The 16,270-nt window shown below is 70.7% G+C and carries 19 protein-coding genes; 7 read left to right on the plus strand and 12 right to left on the minus strand.

What is annotated here, in order from left to right; all coding sequences use genetic code 11:
• Positions 1-715: 715 nt before the first annotated feature.
• From J2Z30_RS17460 to J2Z30_RS17490, 7 genes are all read left to right on the plus strand, one after another.
• A complete protein-coding gene (locus J2Z30_RS17460) occupies positions 716-1,864 on the plus strand; it encodes an LLM class flavin-dependent oxidoreductase (protein WP_044568015.1) in 1,149 nt (382 codons plus the stop codon).
• On the plus strand, positions 1,864-2,370 hold the full coding sequence (locus tag J2Z30_RS17465; RefSeq protein ID WP_044568016.1) for a GNAT family N-acetyltransferase: 507 nt from the start codon (positions 1,864-1,866) through the stop codon (positions 2,368-2,370). Before J2Z30_RS17460 ends, J2Z30_RS17465 begins: the two co-directional genes overlap by 1 nt.
• Before the next feature lie 177 nt (positions 2,371-2,547).
• Positions 2,548-3,456, plus strand: a complete 909-nt coding sequence (locus J2Z30_RS17470) for an amino acid ABC transporter permease (RefSeq protein WP_044568017.1) — start codon at positions 2,548-2,550, stop codon at positions 3,454-3,456.
• Complete coding sequence (locus tag J2Z30_RS17475; protein WP_078956488.1) at positions 3,453-4,241, plus strand: amino acid ABC transporter ATP-binding protein; 789 nt, start codon at positions 3,453-3,455, stop codon at positions 4,239-4,241. The genes J2Z30_RS17470 and J2Z30_RS17475 overlap by 4 nt, the downstream gene beginning before the upstream one ends.
• A complete protein-coding gene (locus J2Z30_RS17480) occupies positions 4,238-5,491 on the plus strand; it encodes a dipeptidase (protein ID WP_044568018.1) in 1,254 nt (417 codons plus the stop codon). Before J2Z30_RS17475 ends, J2Z30_RS17480 begins: the two co-directional genes overlap by 4 nt.
• A gap of 45 nt (positions 5,492-5,536) precedes the next feature.
• Positions 5,537-6,481 (plus strand): transporter substrate-binding domain-containing protein, encoded by a 945-nt coding sequence (locus J2Z30_RS17485; protein ID WP_044568019.1) that lies wholly within the window; start codon positions 5,537-5,539, stop codon positions 6,479-6,481.
• Between the two features lie 8 nt (positions 6,482-6,489).
• Positions 6,490-8,391 carry a CocE/NonD family hydrolase gene (locus J2Z30_RS17490; protein ID WP_044568020.1) on the plus strand — a complete coding sequence of 634 codons (1,902 nt, stop codon included), beginning with the start codon at positions 6,490-6,492 and terminating at the stop codon, positions 8,389-8,391.
• Between the two features lie 21 nt (positions 8,392-8,412).
• On the opposite strand, the gene J2Z30_RS17495 is transcribed toward J2Z30_RS17490, so the two are convergent.
• The 12 genes from J2Z30_RS17495 to J2Z30_RS17550 all read right to left on the minus strand — a co-directional run bounded on the left by J2Z30_RS17495 (position 8,413) and on the right by J2Z30_RS17550 (position 16,107).
• Positions 8,413-9,504, minus strand: a complete 1,092-nt coding sequence (locus J2Z30_RS17495) for a helix-turn-helix domain-containing protein (protein WP_044568021.1) — start codon at positions 9,502-9,504, stop codon at positions 8,413-8,415.
• A gap of 130 nt (positions 9,505-9,634) precedes the next feature.
• Positions 9,635-9,940 carry a gas vesicle protein K gene (locus J2Z30_RS17500; RefSeq protein ID WP_044568022.1) on the minus strand — a complete coding sequence of 102 codons (306 nt, stop codon included), beginning with the start codon at positions 9,938-9,940 and terminating at the stop codon, positions 9,635-9,637.
• Positions 9,937-10,155: a gas vesicle protein gene (locus tag J2Z30_RS17505; protein ID WP_044568023.1), complete on the minus strand. Its 219-nt coding sequence runs from the start codon at positions 10,153-10,155 to the stop codon at positions 9,937-9,939. The genes J2Z30_RS17500 and J2Z30_RS17505 overlap by 4 nt, the downstream gene beginning before the upstream one ends.
• Entirely contained in the window at positions 10,152-10,961 is an 810-nt protein-coding gene (locus J2Z30_RS17510) for a GvpL/GvpF family gas vesicle protein (RefSeq protein WP_052701210.1), read from the minus strand. Before J2Z30_RS17510 ends, J2Z30_RS17505 begins: the two co-directional genes overlap by 4 nt.
• Complete coding sequence (locus tag J2Z30_RS17515; RefSeq protein ID WP_044568024.1) at positions 10,958-11,350, minus strand: gas vesicle protein; 393 nt, start codon at positions 11,348-11,350, stop codon at positions 10,958-10,960. Before J2Z30_RS17515 ends, J2Z30_RS17510 begins: the two co-directional genes overlap by 4 nt.
• Positions 11,347-11,814, minus strand: coding sequence for a gas vesicle protein GvpO (locus tag J2Z30_RS51365; RefSeq protein ID WP_044568025.1), 468 nt, complete (start codon positions 11,812-11,814; stop codon positions 11,347-11,349). Before J2Z30_RS51365 ends, J2Z30_RS17515 begins: the two co-directional genes overlap by 4 nt.
• Positions 11,815-11,817: 3 nt before the next feature.
• Positions 11,818-12,069 carry a gas vesicle protein GvpG gene (locus tag J2Z30_RS17525; RefSeq protein ID WP_044568026.1) on the minus strand — a complete coding sequence of 84 codons (252 nt, stop codon included), beginning with the start codon at positions 12,067-12,069 and terminating at the stop codon, positions 11,818-11,820.
• A 2-nt stretch (positions 12,070-12,071) separates the two neighbouring features.
• The gene (locus J2Z30_RS17530) at positions 12,072-12,857 is read right to left on the minus strand and encodes a GvpL/GvpF family gas vesicle protein (protein WP_044568027.1); all 786 of its coding nucleotides are present in this window, start codon (positions 12,855-12,857) and stop codon (positions 12,072-12,074) included.
• The gene (gvpJ, locus tag J2Z30_RS17535) at positions 12,857-13,303 is read right to left on the minus strand and encodes a gas vesicle protein GvpJ (RefSeq protein ID WP_078957255.1); all 447 of its coding nucleotides are present in this window, start codon (positions 13,301-13,303) and stop codon (positions 12,857-12,859) included. Before gvpJ ends, J2Z30_RS17530 begins: the two co-directional genes overlap by 1 nt.
• A gap of 30 nt (positions 13,304-13,333) precedes the next feature.
• A complete protein-coding gene (locus J2Z30_RS17540) occupies positions 13,334-14,374 on the minus strand; it encodes an SRPBCC family protein (RefSeq protein WP_044568028.1) in 1,041 nt (346 codons plus the stop codon).
• A gap of 5 nt (positions 14,375-14,379) precedes the next feature.
• Positions 14,380-14,877 (minus strand): hypothetical protein, encoded by a 498-nt coding sequence (locus J2Z30_RS17545; RefSeq protein ID WP_052701211.1) that lies wholly within the window; start codon positions 14,875-14,877, stop codon positions 14,380-14,382.
• Positions 14,878-14,964: 87 nt separating this feature from the next.
• On the minus strand, positions 14,965-16,107 hold the full coding sequence (locus J2Z30_RS17550; RefSeq protein WP_044580964.1) for a glutathione-independent formaldehyde dehydrogenase: 1,143 nt from the start codon (positions 16,105-16,107) through the stop codon (positions 14,965-14,967).
• Between the last annotated feature and the right edge of the window lie 163 nt (positions 16,108-16,270).

Genomic DNA, 16,270 nt, shown 5'->3' on the forward strand with positions numbered 1-16,270 from the left:
CCCCTCCGGCAATTGAAGAGCGGGGCCCGGGACGAAGCCCCGCCTACCACCCCCTCCGGCAATTGAAGAGCGGGGCCCGGGACGAAGCCCCGCCTACCACCCCCTCCGGCAATTGAAGAGCGGGGCCCGGGACGAAGCCCCGCCTTCCAGCCCCTCCGGCGATTGAGGAGCGGGGTCTGGGGCGGAGCCCCAGTTGAGGGAAGGGGCGGGGAGGGGGAAGCATCGATATGCGGCTCCGCCGCGTGGCTCGCCGCAGGCGTCACGATCCGCCCGCCCCCACGGCCCACGGCCGACGGCCCACGGCCCACGGCCGACGGCCGAGGCCACAGCCGCCCGTATCCCCGCTCGCCCGCACCACCGCGAGGGGGATACGGGCGGCTTTGTCGTAACGGGAGCGCATACGGGCCATCATGTGGACAGCGGTTGACGGAACGCACCCCTGAGGTGCTGAATGATGCGAGTGAGGACTGAGCTGGCCCTGGTCACCCGCGACCACATCGACTTCGGTCGGGTGTGGTCCGCCTCCTGTTCCGGCTGACCCGGCAGCGAGCCGCCCGACCGGCCGCCCTCCTCTGAGCCATCCCGGGCCCCTCGCCCGTCGCCTCCCGCGCCTGACGCGCCATCACCCCCGGTAGGCCAACGCCGCCTTCCGGGTCCGTGGCGCTTCCCGCTTTCTCGCCTTCCTCGGCTTCTCCGCCTTCCGAAAGGTCACCCCATGCCCGTGGAGTTCCTCGGCATCGCCGCCACCAACGACGGCTCCGAGACCGGGCCGCGCTCCGGCGCGGCCTTCGACAAGGAGTACACCCTGCGGCTCGCCCGAGCCCATGAGGACCACGGCTGGGACCGGGTGCTGTTCGCCTACGGCTCCGGCTCGCCCGATCCCGCGCCCGCCGCCGCGTACATCGCCGCCAGGCTGGACCGGCTCCAGCTCCTGCTGGCCCACCGGCCCAACGTCTCCTATCCGACGTACGCCGCCAAGACGTTCGCCACGCTCGACCGGATCAGCGACGGCCGGCTGACGGTGCACTTCATCACCGGTGGCAACGACCACGAGCAGCGGCGGGAGGGCGACACCCTCACCAAGGACGAGCGCTACGCGCGCACCCGCGAGTACATACAGATCGTCAAGAAGATCTGGACCACCCATGAACCCTTCGACCACAAGGGCGAGCACTACCGCTTCGACGACTTCGTCAGCGATGTCTTCCCGGTCCAGCAGCCGCGGCCGGGCGTCTCCTTCGGCGGCTCCTCCGCCGCGGCCTACGCGGCCGGCGGGGCCGAGGCCGACATCTACTGCCTGTGGGGCGAGCCGCTGGAGCGGACCGCCGAGCAGATCGCGGCGGTGAAGGCGGCCGCCGCCGCGGCCGGGCGGAGCGATGTGCCGAGGATCCAGGTGGCGTTCCGGCCGATCATCGCCCCGACCGAGGAACTGGCCTGGGAGAAGGCGCACCGCACGGTGGACGCCATCCGCGCCCGCAAGGAGCGGGGCGAGGCGACGACCGTGCGCCACCACCGCAGGGGCACCCCGGAGGCCCCCTCTCCGCAAAACACGGGCTCTCAGCGGCTGATCTCCATCGCCGAGTCGGGCGAGCGCTACGACCGGGCGCTGTGGACCCCGACCGCCGCCGCCACCGGTGGCGCGGGCAACTCCAACGCCCTGGTGGGCACGCCGGAGACGGTGGCGCAGGCGCTGCTGGACTACTACGACCTGGGCGTGGACATCCTCTCCGCGCGCGGCTACGACCTGCTGGGCGACGCGATCGACTTCGGCCGCCATGTCATCCCGATCGTCCGCGAAGAGGTCGCCAAGCGGGACGCCGAGCGCGCGGCCCGGGGCCCGCAGACCCTCGCGGCGGTGCGCTGATGACCTCCGTGGCCGAGCCGCAGCCCCAGCCGCAGCCACAGCCACAGCTGACGGTGGTCCGGGTGACCGTGGACGACCCACGGGTCGAGCCACTGCTGCGTGAGCTGGCGCATGAGTACTCCACCCGCTACGGCAGGGCGGCCGACGGTGAGCTGAACCGCTATCCGGCCGAGGAGTTCGCCCCGCCGCACGGGGACCTGCTACTGCTGCTGGACGGCGGTGAGCCGGTCGCCGGGGGCGCGTACCGGCGGTACGACGAGCGGACGGCCGAGCTCAAGCGGATCTGGACGCACTCGGGCCACCGGCGGCGCGGGCTGGCCCGCCGGGTGGTGACGGAGCTGGAGCGGTCGGCCGCCGAGCGCGGCTACCGCCGGATCTACCTCACCACCGGGCCCCGCCAGCCGGAGGCGCGCGGGCTGTATCTGGCCACCGGCTACACCCCGCTGTTCGATGTCTCGGCCGATCCGGAGAGTATCGGTCCGCTCCCGTTCGAAAAGGGGCTGTAGGCCCGGCGGAGCGCCCTCCGCCAACGGGTGTCCGTCCGTCCGCCCGGCCAATCCGGGCGGACGGGCGCATTCCCCCGTTTACGGTTGACCGTTCTGTGTCAACTGTTGCGGGGCGCCCGTGGGTGCGGTTTTAGGATGCGGTAATTCTGCCGCGACCCGACCGTCCGAAGGCATGCCATGACCAAAGTCCTGAACGTCGATGCACTACCCGAGCCGTCCGTGCTCAAACGCGTGAAGCGACGGCGTCCCGGACTTCTGGTGGCCAATGCGATCGTGCTGGTACTGGCCGCTATGGCGGTGACCACGATATTCACCAACCCTCGTTTCGAGTGGGAAACCGTCGGCAAATATTTCTTCGAGATCCGGGTGATGAAGGGCATCGGGGTCAGTATTGGAATGACCGCGGCGACCATGGTGCTCTCTTTGGTGTCCGGCACTCTGGTCGCGTTGATGCGCATGGGCGACTCCCGGCTCATGTCCACGGTCGCGGCCGCCTTCATCTGGGTTTTCCGCAGCATTCCCATGCTGGTGCAGCTGCTTTTCTGGTACAACCTCGCGGCCCTCTTTCCGACGCTGTCCCTCGGTATTCCCTGGGGTCCGCGTTTCATCACCTTCGATTCGAACAGCGTGATCGGCCCGCTGACCGCCGCGATCATCGGCCTGACCCTGCACGAGACCGCATACATCGCGGAGTTGATCCGGTCCGGGCTGCTCGCCGTGCCCGATGGACAGCGTCAGGCGGCATCCGCACTGGGGTTGACGCCGGCTCAGATCTTCTTCCGCATCACCCTCCCCCAGGCCCTGCGGGTGATCGTCCCCCCGATGGGAAATGAGCTGATATCTCTCCTCAAGGCCACCTCCCTGGTCAGCGTGATCACCCTGGCCGACCTGCTCTACTCGGTCCAGCTGATTTACGCCAAGAACTTCCAGACCGTTCCACTGTTGATCGTGGCCGCCATTTGGTACATGATCATCACTGGCGCCATTACTCTTCTTCAGCAGCGCCTGGAGCGACGTCTGGGACGACACACCCTGATTTCGGCCGACAAGGCCGGGAAAGTGAAGAGGATCGAGCACTCGGTATGACCGCGCCATCGCAAATGGAATCGCAGGCCATCGTCTCCCTGCGCGGGATCCGCAAGTCGTTCCGCGGCACCGAGGTGCTGCACGGCATCTCCCTGGATATCCACCGAGGTGAGACGGTCTGCCTGATCGGTCCCTCCGGCTCCGGGAAGAGCACGCTGCTGCGCTGTGTCAACCACCTCGAAGTGCCCGACCAGGGCGTGGTGGTGGTCGACGGCAGCGTGATCGGCTATCAGCTGCGCGGGCGCACTCTGCATGACCTCGGCGCCCGGGAACTGGCCGCCCAGCGCTCGGCGATGGGCATGGTGTTCCAGAGCTTCAATCTGTTCCCGCACCTCACCGCCCGCGAGAACATCGTGGAGGCCCCGCGCCGGGTCCTCGGGCTCTCCAAGGCCGCGGCGGACGCGCGGGCCGTGGAGCTGATGACCCGGGTGGGGCTCGCCCACAAGCTGGACAGCTATCCGGACAAGCTCTCCGGCGGCCAGCAGCAGCGGGTGGCCATCGCCCGCGCGCTGGCGATGCGCCCCAAGGTGATGCTCTTCGACGAGCCGACCTCCGCCCTGGACCCCGAGATGGTGCAGGAGGTCCTCAGCGTCATCAAGGACCTGGCCCGCGACGGCATGACGCTGGTCGTCGTCACCCATGAGATGCGCTTCGCCGCCGATGTGGCCGACCGGATCGTCTTCATGGACGACGGCCGGATCGTCGAGGAGGGCACCCCGGACGCGCTGCTGCGCGCTCCCTCACACGACCGCACCCGCATGTTTCTGTCGAAGGTCAGCCCATGAGCACCGAACTCCCCCTGCCCGCCAAGACCGCCCGGCGCCTGAAGCTGTGGGACTCCTACCGCTCGTACCAGTACCTGGCGGCCGGGGAGGACTACCGCGCCTTCGAGCTGGCGCCCGCGCTCGGACGGGTCCCCGGGGCCGCCCTGGAGTGGAGCCAGGACGTCGAGGTCCGCGCGCGGGACTTCGAGGAGCGCCATCTGGTGATCTCCGCCCATGACCACCTCTCGCTGCGCCCCGCCGATCCGGGCGACTTCGCCGCGTACCGCCGCCAGGGCCGGGAGTCGATCCCCTACGAGGGGATCGCCCACTCGGGGGTGGACCTGTTCTTCGACGGCGGCCCGGCCGCGGTGAGCATGATCCGCTCCCATGCCCCCTGGGACTGGGACGACGCGGTCAGCGACCTGGCCATGCGCCAGGCGGACCTCGCCCATCAGCGGCTGGTGGCGCCCGTCCGCACCCTCGAGGACGCCGACCGGGCGCGGTCCGGCCACCAGGTGGGGGTGGTGCTGACTCTGGAGTCTGCCTCCCCGATCGGCAATGACGTCGACCGGCTCGATCTGCTCTACGGTCTGGGCGTACGACTGCTCGGCCTGGTCTACAGCGAGAGCAACCAGCTGGGTTCGGGGCTCGCCGACGCCGGGGACACCGGTCTGACCCTGCTCGGCCGCCGGGCGCTGCGCCGGATGAACGACCTCGGGATCATCGTCGATGTCTCGCACAGCGGGGACGCGACGGCCCTGGACGCCGTGCGCCGCTCCACCGCCCCCGTGGTGATCACCCATGCCGGGTCCCGGGCGCTGTGGCCGACCCCGCGGATGAAGCCCGACGACGTGATCCGGGCCTGCGCCGGGTCCGGCGGGTTCATCGGCGTCGAGGCGGCGCCGCACACGACCGTCACCGCCCGGCACCCCCGGCACGATCTGGACTCGGTGATGGAGCACATCGAGCGCTGTATCGATCTGGTCGGCATCGACCACGTGGCCTTCGGGCCGGACACCAATTTCGGCGATCACACGGCCTGGCACCGGACGTTCGCCCCGCTCTTCGGCAAGGACGACGCGCACGACGGCAAGGCCCCCGAACTGCCGCCGCACGAGGAGGTCGAGTACGTACGGGGCTGCGAGAACCCCGCGGAGGCCGTGGGCAATATGATCCGGTGGCTGTTCGACCGCGGCTACTCCGAAGCGGACGTGGCCAAGCTGGCCGGGGGCAACGTACGGCGCGTCGCCGAGACCGTCTGGGGCCGCTGACCGGTCCCGTACTTCCGCACCCCCACCTCCCGGAATGGAGCACCCATGCGCAACCGTCCCCATGTCGCCGCATGCGCCCTGCTGGCCTGTCTGACCCTCGGCCTGTCGGCCTGTTCGGTGGACGACACCCCCGAGGACGGCAAGGACGGCAAGAGCAGTCCGGCGGTCACGCTCGCCCCTGAGCCCAAGGACAACGCGCTGGCCGCCGAGGTGCCCCAGGCCTACACCAAGAAGACGCTGATCATGGGCGTCAGCGAGTACGCGCCCTATGTCACCTTCGAGTCCGACGGGAAGATCACCGGGCTGGTCCCCGAACTGGCCGCGCAGCTCTCCTCGTTGCTCGACATAAAGATCAAGGTGGAGCGGACCAACTTCGACGCGGTCATCCCGGGGCTGAAGTCCGGCCGGATCGACCTCAGCGCGCCCTCCGGTGACTTCACCGAGCGCCAGAAGGAGGTGGACTTCGCCGACTTCGCGCAGAGCAGTGTGACGATGATGGTGCTCGCGGACGGCTCCTTCCGCCCCAAGAACGGCCTCGAGGTCTGCGGCCACAAGGTCGGCGTCGAGAAGGGCGCCGGAACGCAGAACGTGCTCGCGGCGCAGAACAAGCGCTGTGCCGCGAAGGGCAAGCCGTCGGTGGACGTGAAGCTCTACACCGATCTGCCCGCCGCCTCGCTGGCGCTGCAGAGCAAGCGGGTGGAGGCGGTGGCCGCGCCCAGCGCCTCCAACACCTCGGTGAGCCAGAACTCGCACGACCGCTTCGAGACGCTCGAACTGAAGGACATGATGGATCTGCCCGCCGCGACGGCCATCTACGGCATCCAGGCCAAGAAGGGCGTCGGGCTCGCGCCCGTGATCGTCAAGGGGCTGCGGAAGCTGTACGAATCGGGCACCTACGCCAAGCTCTTCGGCCAGTGGGGGCTGCCGCTGTCCACCGTCACCCGGGACCAGATCGCCCTCAACGGCTCCAAGCAATCCCAGACCCAGTGAGATCTTCCATGGCACGAACCAGTCAGACCGAAACGACCGGCGACAGAGGGCGGGCGGCCCGTGAGGAGCCCGCCCGCCCGCTGGACGAGCGGGTGTGGCGACGCACTCTGCGCGTCCCGATGCGGGACGGGATCGTCCTGGCCGCCGACCTCTTCACCGACCGGGAGCGGCCGGGGCCCCGCCCGGTCATCCTGGAGCGGACCCCCTACGGCCGCCGGCAGCTGCGCGACTCCGACCGCAGCCGCCACGACGAGCCGGTGCCCACGCCCGAGGAGACCTCGGCGTTCTTCGTCCGCGCGGGGTACCACGTGGTGCGCCAGGACTGCCGGGGCCGCGGGGACTCCGAGGGCACCTTCGTGAAGTACCTCGGCGAGGGGCCGGACGGGGCGGACACCATCGACTGGATCGCCGCCCAGCCCTGGTGCGACGGCCGGGTGGCCATGATGGGCGTGTCCTACTCGGCCCACGCCCAGACGGCCGCCGCGGCCGAGTCCCCGGCCGGGCTGTCCGCGATGTTCATGGACTCCGGCGGCTTCGCCAGCGCCTACGAGGCCGGGATGCGGATGGGCGGCGCCTTCGAGCTCAAGCAGATCACCTGGGCCTTCCGGCACGGTGAGGAGAGCCCCGAGGCGGAGCGGGACCCGCTGGTGCGCAAGGCGTTCGCGGGGACGGATCTGCGCGACTGGTTCACCGTGCTGCCGTGGCGGACCGGTGTCTCACCGCTGCGCCAGGTGGACAGTTACGAGCGCTATCTGCTGGACCAGTGGCGCCATGACGCCTTCGGGGCGTACTGGCGCCAGCCGGCCATCTACGGGCGCGGCCACTACGACCGCTTCCCGGATGTACCGACCCTGCACATGTCGAGCTGGTACGACCCGTATGTCCGCTCCACCATCGAGAACTTCACCGCCATGGGCCGGCTCAAGCGGTCCCCGGCGTATCTGGTGATGGGGCCGTGGAAACACGGGCTGCGCTGTGTCACCTTCGCCGGTGACGTGGACTTCGGGCCCGCCGCGACCCTCAGCGGCAATGTGGACACCTCGTATCTGTCGTTCCGGCAGCGGTGGTTCGACGCGGTGCTGGGGGGCGGCGACCCGGAGTCGATCCCGCGGGTCCAGTACTTCCTGATGGGCGGCGGGGACGGCCGGCGGGACGCGGCCGGGCGGATGCGGCACGGCGGCCGCTGGCACACCGACACCCAGTGGCCCCCGGCCGGGACCCGGGAGACCGCGTACTACTGCCGTCCCTCGGGCGAGCTGAGCCGGGAGCGGCCGACGGCGACACGGGCCTGGGTGGAGTACGACTTCGACCCGAACGACCCGGTGCCCACGCTCGGCGGCCAGGTCACCTCGGGCGAGCCGGTGATGGTCGGCGGCGCCTTCGACCAGGTGCCGGACGAGCGGTTCTACGGTGCCCGCCCGCCGTATCTGCCGCTGAACTCCCGGCCCGATGTGATCTCGCTGGCCACCCCGCCGCTGGAGGAGCCACTGGTGGTGGCCGGGCCGGTCACCGCGCGGCTGTTCATCTCCTCGTCCGCGCCGGACACCGACTTCACGGTGAAGCTGGTCGATGTGCATCCGCCGAACGAGGACTATCCGCACGGCTTCGCGATGAACCTCACCGAGGGCATCTTCCGCTGCCGCTTCCACAAGTCCTTCGAGCGCCCGGAGCCGCTGGAGCCGGGCGAGGTCTACGAGATCGAGATCCCGGCGCCGGACACGGCCAACCGCTTCGAGGCCGGGCACCGGCTGCGGGTGGACATCTCATCGAGCGACTTCCCCCGGTTCGACGTCAACTCCAATACGGGGGTGCCGGAGGCGGTGAGCCGCCGCAAGGTGGTGGCGACCAACCGCGTCCACATGGACGCGGACCACCCCTCGGCGGTGCTGCTGTGGACCCAGCCGGGCTGATGGGCGGCCGGCGTACGGCCGTCACCGCATGATGGTCGTCAGCACGTCCTGCCCCAGCCGGAGCAGGGTGCTGGTGGCCAGCCGGTGGTAGACGTACTTGCCCTCGCGCTCGGACTCGATGAGCCCGGCGTCCCTGAGCTGGCGCAGGGTGCGGGAGACCTGCGTATCGGCGAGCCCCAGCCGCTGGGCCAGTTCGGAGGTGGTGATGGGCTCGCCCAGCAGATGGCGGCACAGCTCCATCCGGCCCAGGGAAGCCAGCGCGGACATCCGGGCCCGCAGCTCGGCCTGGGTCAGCTGATCGGTTGTGCCGCCCTCCTGGGCGGCGAACTGGAGCACCACGGGGTGGCACTCCTCGTCCTTGACGGTCAGATGCGGCCAGACATGGACGGAGGGGAGCAGGAAGAGCGGGCGCGGGCCGATCTCGATCTCGGCGACGGCCAGCTTGTCGTAGCGCACCCGCGAGCCGCCCCGGGAGACCACCGCGGTGGGGCTGAGCCCGGCCAGCACCTCGGCCAGACCGCGCCGCCGGATGTCGGCACGGACCCGGCCGGCGGCCGACTCCAGCCGGTCGCGGACCGCGCGCCACTCGGAGGCGAAGAACGCCTCGGCGCAGGAGTCCAGGAAGCACAGGAGCCGGTCGCGCAGCCCCTCGGGCGAGGCCACCAGGTCGTGGGCCAGCTCGCCCCGCCGGAAGGAGCGCCGCTCGCACTGCTCCACATAGCGCTCGGCGGCCTCCGGATCGGTGAGCAGGCTTCCGGCCGGGGGCACGGCCTCACGGAAGCCGAGCACCCCTTGGGAGCACAGGCCCACGAACTCCTCGAGCGGCAGTTTCTCCAGATGGCGCAGCTCGTCCTCGAAGGGCTGGTCCAGCGGGAGCTCCAGCGGGAACAGCAGCCGGCAGCGGAGCCGGGCCCACAGCGGGGACAGGGCGCTCATCTCATGGGCGAGGGAGGGGGCGAGCGCCGTCCCGAGCCGTCGCGTCCAGCGCTGGGCCTCGGGGTGGTGGTCGGGCTCGGCCATGATGTGCAGCGTTGACATGAGCTCGGCCAGCGGTGACCGGCCGACGTGCACGTCGGCCGGTTGGGCGCGCTGGAGGTTGAGCGTGATCCCCACACCCGCACATTACTCGGCGGCTGCCGGACCCGGCCCGGGTGTCTCGCGAATCGGCACCGGACTGCCTGGTCAGCGGCAGGTCAGGGGCGGTGTTCGGGACTGGCCGGGCGGTCGGGGGGCTGGGAGCCGGTCAGCGGTCGCGGGGCAGCAGGGGGCCCAGTGGGCCCAGGTCCAGGTTGAGGTCGTCCTCGGTCAGCCCGAAGTGCTCCCGCAGCTCGGCCATGTTCCGCTCCAAAGCCATCAGCGTCAGCCCGAGCTCCTCGATCTGCTCATCGCTGATGCCGCCCTGCTCGACGCGGCGCAGCGCCTGCCGCTCCATGAGTTGCCGCAGCAACTCGACGATGGTGAGCACCAGACCGGCCAGGCTCCTGCGGACCGACTCCTCGTCCACCTCGATCCGCCGGCCGGGCCGCCGGGGAGCGTGGTCATCCGTCATCGCAGTCCCCCTTCGTGGCGATCATGGCGATCCCCCTCCCCTCCCTCCTCGTTCTCCACCCGTACGGAGGCGATCAGGGCGCGCAGCGAGATCCGCACCAGGTCGATGTCGGCGATGCTCAGGGTGATCTCCCCCGCGATCACCACACCCCCGGCGAGCACCCGGTCGAGCAGATCGACCAGGGCCACCTCCCGCCGCTCGATCGCCCGGGTCACGACGGCGTCTCCTCCGGCTGGGCCTCTTCCACCCGTTGCGGCGGGGCGGTGAAGGAGTACGGCGGCCAGGGGCCGCTGACCTCCAGGGTGATGGCGGGGTAGCGCTCCCCCAGGTCGGCCACCAGGGCGGTGAACTCATCCCCGAGGGCGTCGGGCACCAGATAGGAGTTGTTCAGCACCATCCACCCCTCGTACGCGGCCAGCGCGGTGTCCTGCGGCGGATGGGCGGCCGTGGCCACCGCCAGCGCGGCGAGCGAGGCATGGACCTCCTCCGCCCGCTCGGTCGCGCGCAGATGCGCGGTCTCCTGGTCCTGCCGCTGGGCCCGCCGCCGCAGCAGATAGGCGGTTCCGGGGCTCTCCTCGCCGCCGGTGGGCTCGTCCGGGTCGGGCAGGAAGGATCTGGGGTCGACATACGCCTTGACGCCCCACTCGGTGCGGCCCGCCACCCGCCGCAGCGTGGCCGTGAAGTCGTCCCGGCGCTCCTGGAGCATCGCGCGGACCCGGTCGTCGTCGTGGTAGAGCGTGGCGAAGCGCAGCGGGATGACCTGGCCGTGGCGGGCCGCGCCGTTGATCACCCGGTGGTGGGCGCGGGCGGTGCGCTCCAGCCACTCCAGATCCTCCAGATGGTCGCGCAGCGCGTCCTCGCCGAAGTCCTCCAGCGGTACGGAGCCCACGACGGCGGCCAGCCCCGCGCTCTCCACCAGGCGCACCGGCTCGTCCGCCACACCGGTGAGCCCCCGCGGCGGGGTGCCGTCCTCCGGGGCGGCCGTCACCGCGTACAGCCAGCTGGCGAGTGAACCGTTCACCGTTCGTCCTCCCGCTCCGCGCCGAGGGTCCCGTGGTCGTCCTCTTGGCGCGCGCCGCGGCCGTCCTCCAGCTCGCCGACGCGCCGCCGCAGCCGCTCGTTCTCCTCCAGGACGTCCCGGGCGCCGGAGGACAGCGAGGGGTCGTGCTCCCACCAGTCGATGCCCATCTCCTTGGCCCGGTCCACGGAGGCGACCAGCAGCCGGATCTTGATCGTCAGCAGTTCGATGTCCAGCAGATTGATCTGGATGTCGCCCGCGATGACGATTCCCTTGTCGAGCACCCGCTCCAGGATGTCGGCGAGGCTGGACGGCTCGGCGCCCCGGCGGGCGGGTTCGCTTGCGGCGCCGGTGCGCCGGACCGGTGGGTTCCAGTCGGAGCTCTGGTTCATGTCCGGTTCTCCGCCCTGCCCCGGTAGTAGCGCTCGGTGCGGCGGTAGGAGACGAGTTCGCCGCGGTCGTCCAGCTCGACCTGGTACTCGGCGAGGAGGTCGGTGGAGTCCGGGATCCGGTGGGTCTCGACCACCTCGATGCCGATGGTCCAGCCGTCCTCCGTGCGCTCCAGCGAGGTGACGCCCTCCGGGGTCCGCCCGGTCAGCGCCTGCACATGGCGGGCCGCGCTGCGCGCGGCGTCGCGGGCCACGAGGGCGGGACGCCGGGGGCGGGGGCGCTCCCGCTCGGGCTCGCGCCGCTCGGGCTCATGCTCGCGCCGCTCCCGCTCGGGCTCATGCTCCCGCCGGTCACGCTCGGGCTCATGCTCGCGCCGGTCGCGCTCCTCGCGGGGCCGTTCCTCACGGGACCGGGGGCGCGGCCTCTCCTCGCGGTGGCGTTCCTCGCGGGGCCGTTCGCGGGGCACGGCTCATACCTCCAGGCCCCCGCCGGGCGGCCCCTGGGACATCAGCCTGCGGACCAACTCGTCCTCCTCCCGGGCCGCCTCCTCCTCGGTGAGCTCCCCGCTCTCCCGGGCCTCCGCGACCTCCTCCAGCCGCTGCTTGATCACCTCGGGGTCGTACAGCTGCCGATGGGCCTCGTCATGGATGCGCTCGGCGATCCAGACGACGCCCCGCACCGGGGCCAGCGGCAGCGTGGCCAGGCCGGTGAACAGTCCCATGGCTACTCGTCGCCTTCCTTCCCTTCGAGTGTCGCGTCGGCCACGAAGTCGTACGGCGCCAGCGGGCCGAGCAGACGCATCCGGACCCGGCCGTGCCAGTGCGCGGCGAGCTCCTCCGCCGCCTCCTCGAACGCCTGCCGTTTCGCGTCCTCCACCAGGAACGAGGCGTTGACCAGCCCTTCGGAGGACGCCGGCTCCTCCGACACCGAGCCCAGCGCGTACGGCGCCAGCCGCCGGTCGAGCTCCAGCGCGTCCACGCTCCGCTTCGCGGCGATGCTGTCCATGACGAGCTGACCGAGCTCGATCCGCTGCTCGTAGCCCGCGTCCTCCGGCAGCCCCCGCAGCTCGTCGCGGAGCCGTCTGGCCTCCGGCTGTTCGGTCACCACCTCGCGCAGCACGGCGTCCTCGTCATAGCGGGCCCGCACGGTGAGCTGCGTACGGCCGCGGAGCCGGTCGAGGCCGCGGGCGAAGTCGTCGTGCCCCTCGGCCAGCAGCTCGTCCGCCACCGCCGCGGTGTCGCGCACCACGGTGCCGAAGCGGAACGGCAGCACCGGTGAGCCCTGCGCGGCCAGGTGGTCCAGCACCCTGGCGTGGGTGCGCAGATCCTCGGGGGTGCCCAGCGGCTTGTCGACGGGCACCTCGCTGACCACCGCGGCCTGGCCGCCCTGGCGGACCAGGGTCACCGGGGCCTCCGGGTCCCCGACGGCGGGCAGGTCCTTGACCGACTCATCGGGCCGGTCGTCCGTGACGACCCCGTAGACGTAGCAGGCACGTTCGTCCTCGGCCATCACCGCTCGCGCTCCCTGTGGCTGGGGGAACCCCTGGTGCGCCGGGGCCGCTCCCGCTCCTCGGCCTCGGGTTCCCGGTCCTCGTCGTCATCATCGTCCCGCAGCAGGTCCGAGACCGATTCCTTGACGCCCTCCAGGGCGCCCTTGGTCTTCTTCTTGCCGCCGCTCTCCTGGATCTCGTCCATGAGGCCGGGCAGACCATGGGTTTCGGTGCCGCTGCGGGCGAGGTCGAGTCGGTTGGTCGCCTCCGCGAACCGCAGATACGTGTCCACGCTGGCGACGACGATACGGGCGTCGATGGTCAGAAGCTCGATGCCCACCAGGGACACCCGCACATACACGTCGATGACCAGGCCCTTGTCCAGGATGAGGTCGACCACGTCGACAAGGGCGCTGGAACTCGCCCGGTCCAGATGCTGACTCTGCTGCTGCCGTGCTACGGTCACCGCGCTCACCCGTTCCGGGGGCGGGGTCCGTCAGCGACGCGCGCGGCGCCGTGCGGGCTCCTCGTCCTCGTACTCCTCTTCGTATTCGTCACGGGGCTCTTCGTCCTCGTACTCCTCGGGCTCTTCGTCCTCGTATTCGTCGTGGCGCTCGTCGTCCTCCTCGCCCTCCTCGGGCTCTTCCTCCTCGTTCTCCCGCCCCTCTCGCTCGTCGTCCTCCACGATCTCGCCGTCGCGCACCACACCGCGCCAGCCCACGACCTCGTCGGGGTCGAGCAGCACCTCGCGCATGAGGTGGCGGCGGAAGTGCTTCATCTCCAGGCGCACCCGGCGGCCCTGGGCGCGCCAGAGATTGCCGGTGCGCTCCATGAAGCCCTGCGGCCAGTACTCCAGGACGAACAGGATGCGGGTGAGGTCGGGGGCCAGCTCATGGAAGGTGATCGTGCCGTCCACATGGCCCTTTTCGGCCCGCGACTTCCAGATGATGCGCTTGTCCGGCACCTGCTCGATGACCTCGGCGCGCCACTTGCGGTGCGACCAGAAGACCTGGGCCTTCCACTCGGATTCCGTCCCGGCCTCGTCCTCGCGGTCCTCCTCGGCCTCGTTCTGGACGTCCTCGACCTTCTTCATGTACGAGGGGAAGTTCTCCCACTCCGTCCAGAGGTTGTAGGTGAGGGAGAGGGGCGCGCCGACGTCCATCTGCTCCACGATGTTGGTGACCTTGAGCTTCTTGCCGCCCTTGCCGCCGCCGTCGCCGCCGCCGCCGAGGCCCGGGATGATGCTCTTGGCCTTGTCGACGACCTTCTCCTTGATCTGCTCCTTGACCTTCCCCTTGACCTGGTCCTTCATCTGTTCCTTGGCCGTGTCGACGACCTTGTCCTTCACCTGCTCCAGACCGCCCTTCAGCGCGCCCGTCCCGGGGTTGCCCAGTGGGTTGCCCAGGTGGGTGACCGATTCCAGGGCCCGTTCGCCCAGCGCCGCCAGCAGGTCCTGCGCCTCCTTCAGCAGGCGGTCGGTGGGCAGCTCCGCGAACGCGCCGCGCCCGCCGGTCCGCCCCTTGGTTTCCTCAGCCATGGCCCTCACCTCCGGCTTCGCCGCGCGGGCCCTTCGGAGCCGGTCCGCTTCCTGGTCTGCGCCGGACGGTCGGCCGGTTTGCGTTGCTTTCCGGTGCGCTCGCGGGGCCGTGAGGCGCTCCCGCGTTCGCGCTCCTCGCGCTCCTCCGGCTCCTCGTTGTCCTCCGGCTCCTGGCGCTCCCCGGCCTCTGCCTCGCGGTCCCCCGCGCCGCCGGTGCGCAGCGCCGAGGCGCGGTGCTCCAGCCGGTCGCTCAGGGCGTCGACGCGGCGGCTGGCCGCCGACATGGCCGCCTCCCGGCCCGCGGAGACCAGCCGGCTGCCGATCTCCTGGCCGAGCCTGCCGAGCTCGGAGGACTTCAATTGCTGGGCGCCCGGTGGGCTGATACCGGAGCTGAGGCGCTTGCCCGCGGCGAGACCGGCGAGGCCGAGGACCAAGGTCCCCCTGTGGCCGCGCCCGAAGAGATAGCCACTGACGAAGGCCAGCGCCACCCGGGAGTTCTTCATGATCGCTCCTCCTCCCGGAGCCGAAAGAGACAGCCGTTCGGGTGCACATGACCAATTATGGTGCATACCACCCTATTCAGTGATGCATCAGGCGGCGAGCGCCGGATGCAGGACCACCTTGGTGTAGCCCTCGACCCGCTTGTCGAACTTCTCGTACGCCTGCGGGGCCTGGTCCAGCGGCAGTTCATGCGAGACCACGAAGCTGGGCCGGGCGCGCCCGGCGATGATCAGGTCGCGCAGCTGGCGGTTGTAGCGCTTGACGTTGCACTGGCCCGTGCCCATGCGCTGCCCCTTCTCGAACATCCGGCCGATGGAGACCAGCAGCTGACCGTGTTTGGCGTGCTCATCGGGGCCGCCGGGGTCGGACGGGACGTACAGCCCCGGCACGCCGAGCCGCCCGGTCGGCCGCACCGTGTCGACCAGCGAATTGAGCACCGACGCGGGCTCCTCATGGCTGGCGTCGTGCGCCTGGGCCTGGTAGCCCACCGCGTCGACACCCTTGTCGGTGCCCTCGCCACCGGTGCGGTCCATGATCTGCGGCACCGGGTCGCCCTTGCTGAAGTCGATGGGGACGGCGCCGATCTCCCTGGCCTTCTCCAGTCGCTCGGAGACCCGGTCGACCACGAACACCGTGGCGGCGCCGCGCAGCAGCGCGGAGTAGGCGGCCATCAGCCCCACCGGGCCCGCGCCGTAGACGGCCACGCTCTCGCCCGGGGAGACCTGGGCCAGCTCACAGCCGTGGTAGCCGGTCGGGAAGATGTCGGCGAGCAGGATGAAGTCGGTCTCGAGATCGCTCTGGGGCAGCTTCAGGCAGTTGAAGTCGGCGAAGGGCACCCGCAGCCGGTCGGCCTGGCCGCCCTTGTACGGGCCCATCGCCACATAGCCGTAGGCGCCGCCCGCGAAACCGGGGTTGACGGTGAGACAGAAGCCGGTGTCGCCCGCGAGGCAGTTCTTGCAGAATCCGCAGGCCACGTTGAACGGCATGACCACGCGATCGCCCTTGGACAGCGACACGACGCCGGAACCGGTCTCCTCGACCACGCCGAGGTTCTCGTGCCCGAAGACGATGCCGGGCTCGGCCGCCGTCCGGCCCTCGTACATATGCAGATCGGAGCCGCAGATCGCGCTGGAGGTGACGCGCACGATCACATCGTTCGGATGCTCGATCCGAGGATCGTCGACGTCCCTCACCGCCACCGAATAGGGCTTCTCATAGACGACGGCTTTCACCTGGATCACCTCCGCGTCGGTCACTGACAAGCGGCGGTGGTGGCGGACACGGCGCGTTCCCAGGGTGTCTCGGCCACCACCGGGTACTTCCAGCGAACCGCCACGGGACGCCCGGCGCAACCGGGTCCGGTCAGGGGCGGTCGTTTCGCCCCGGGCCCCGCCG

The organism is Streptomyces iranensis (assembly GCF_017874715.1).
Classification (GTDB): domain Bacteria; phylum Actinomycetota; class Actinomycetes; order Streptomycetales; family Streptomycetaceae; genus Streptomyces; species Streptomyces iranensis.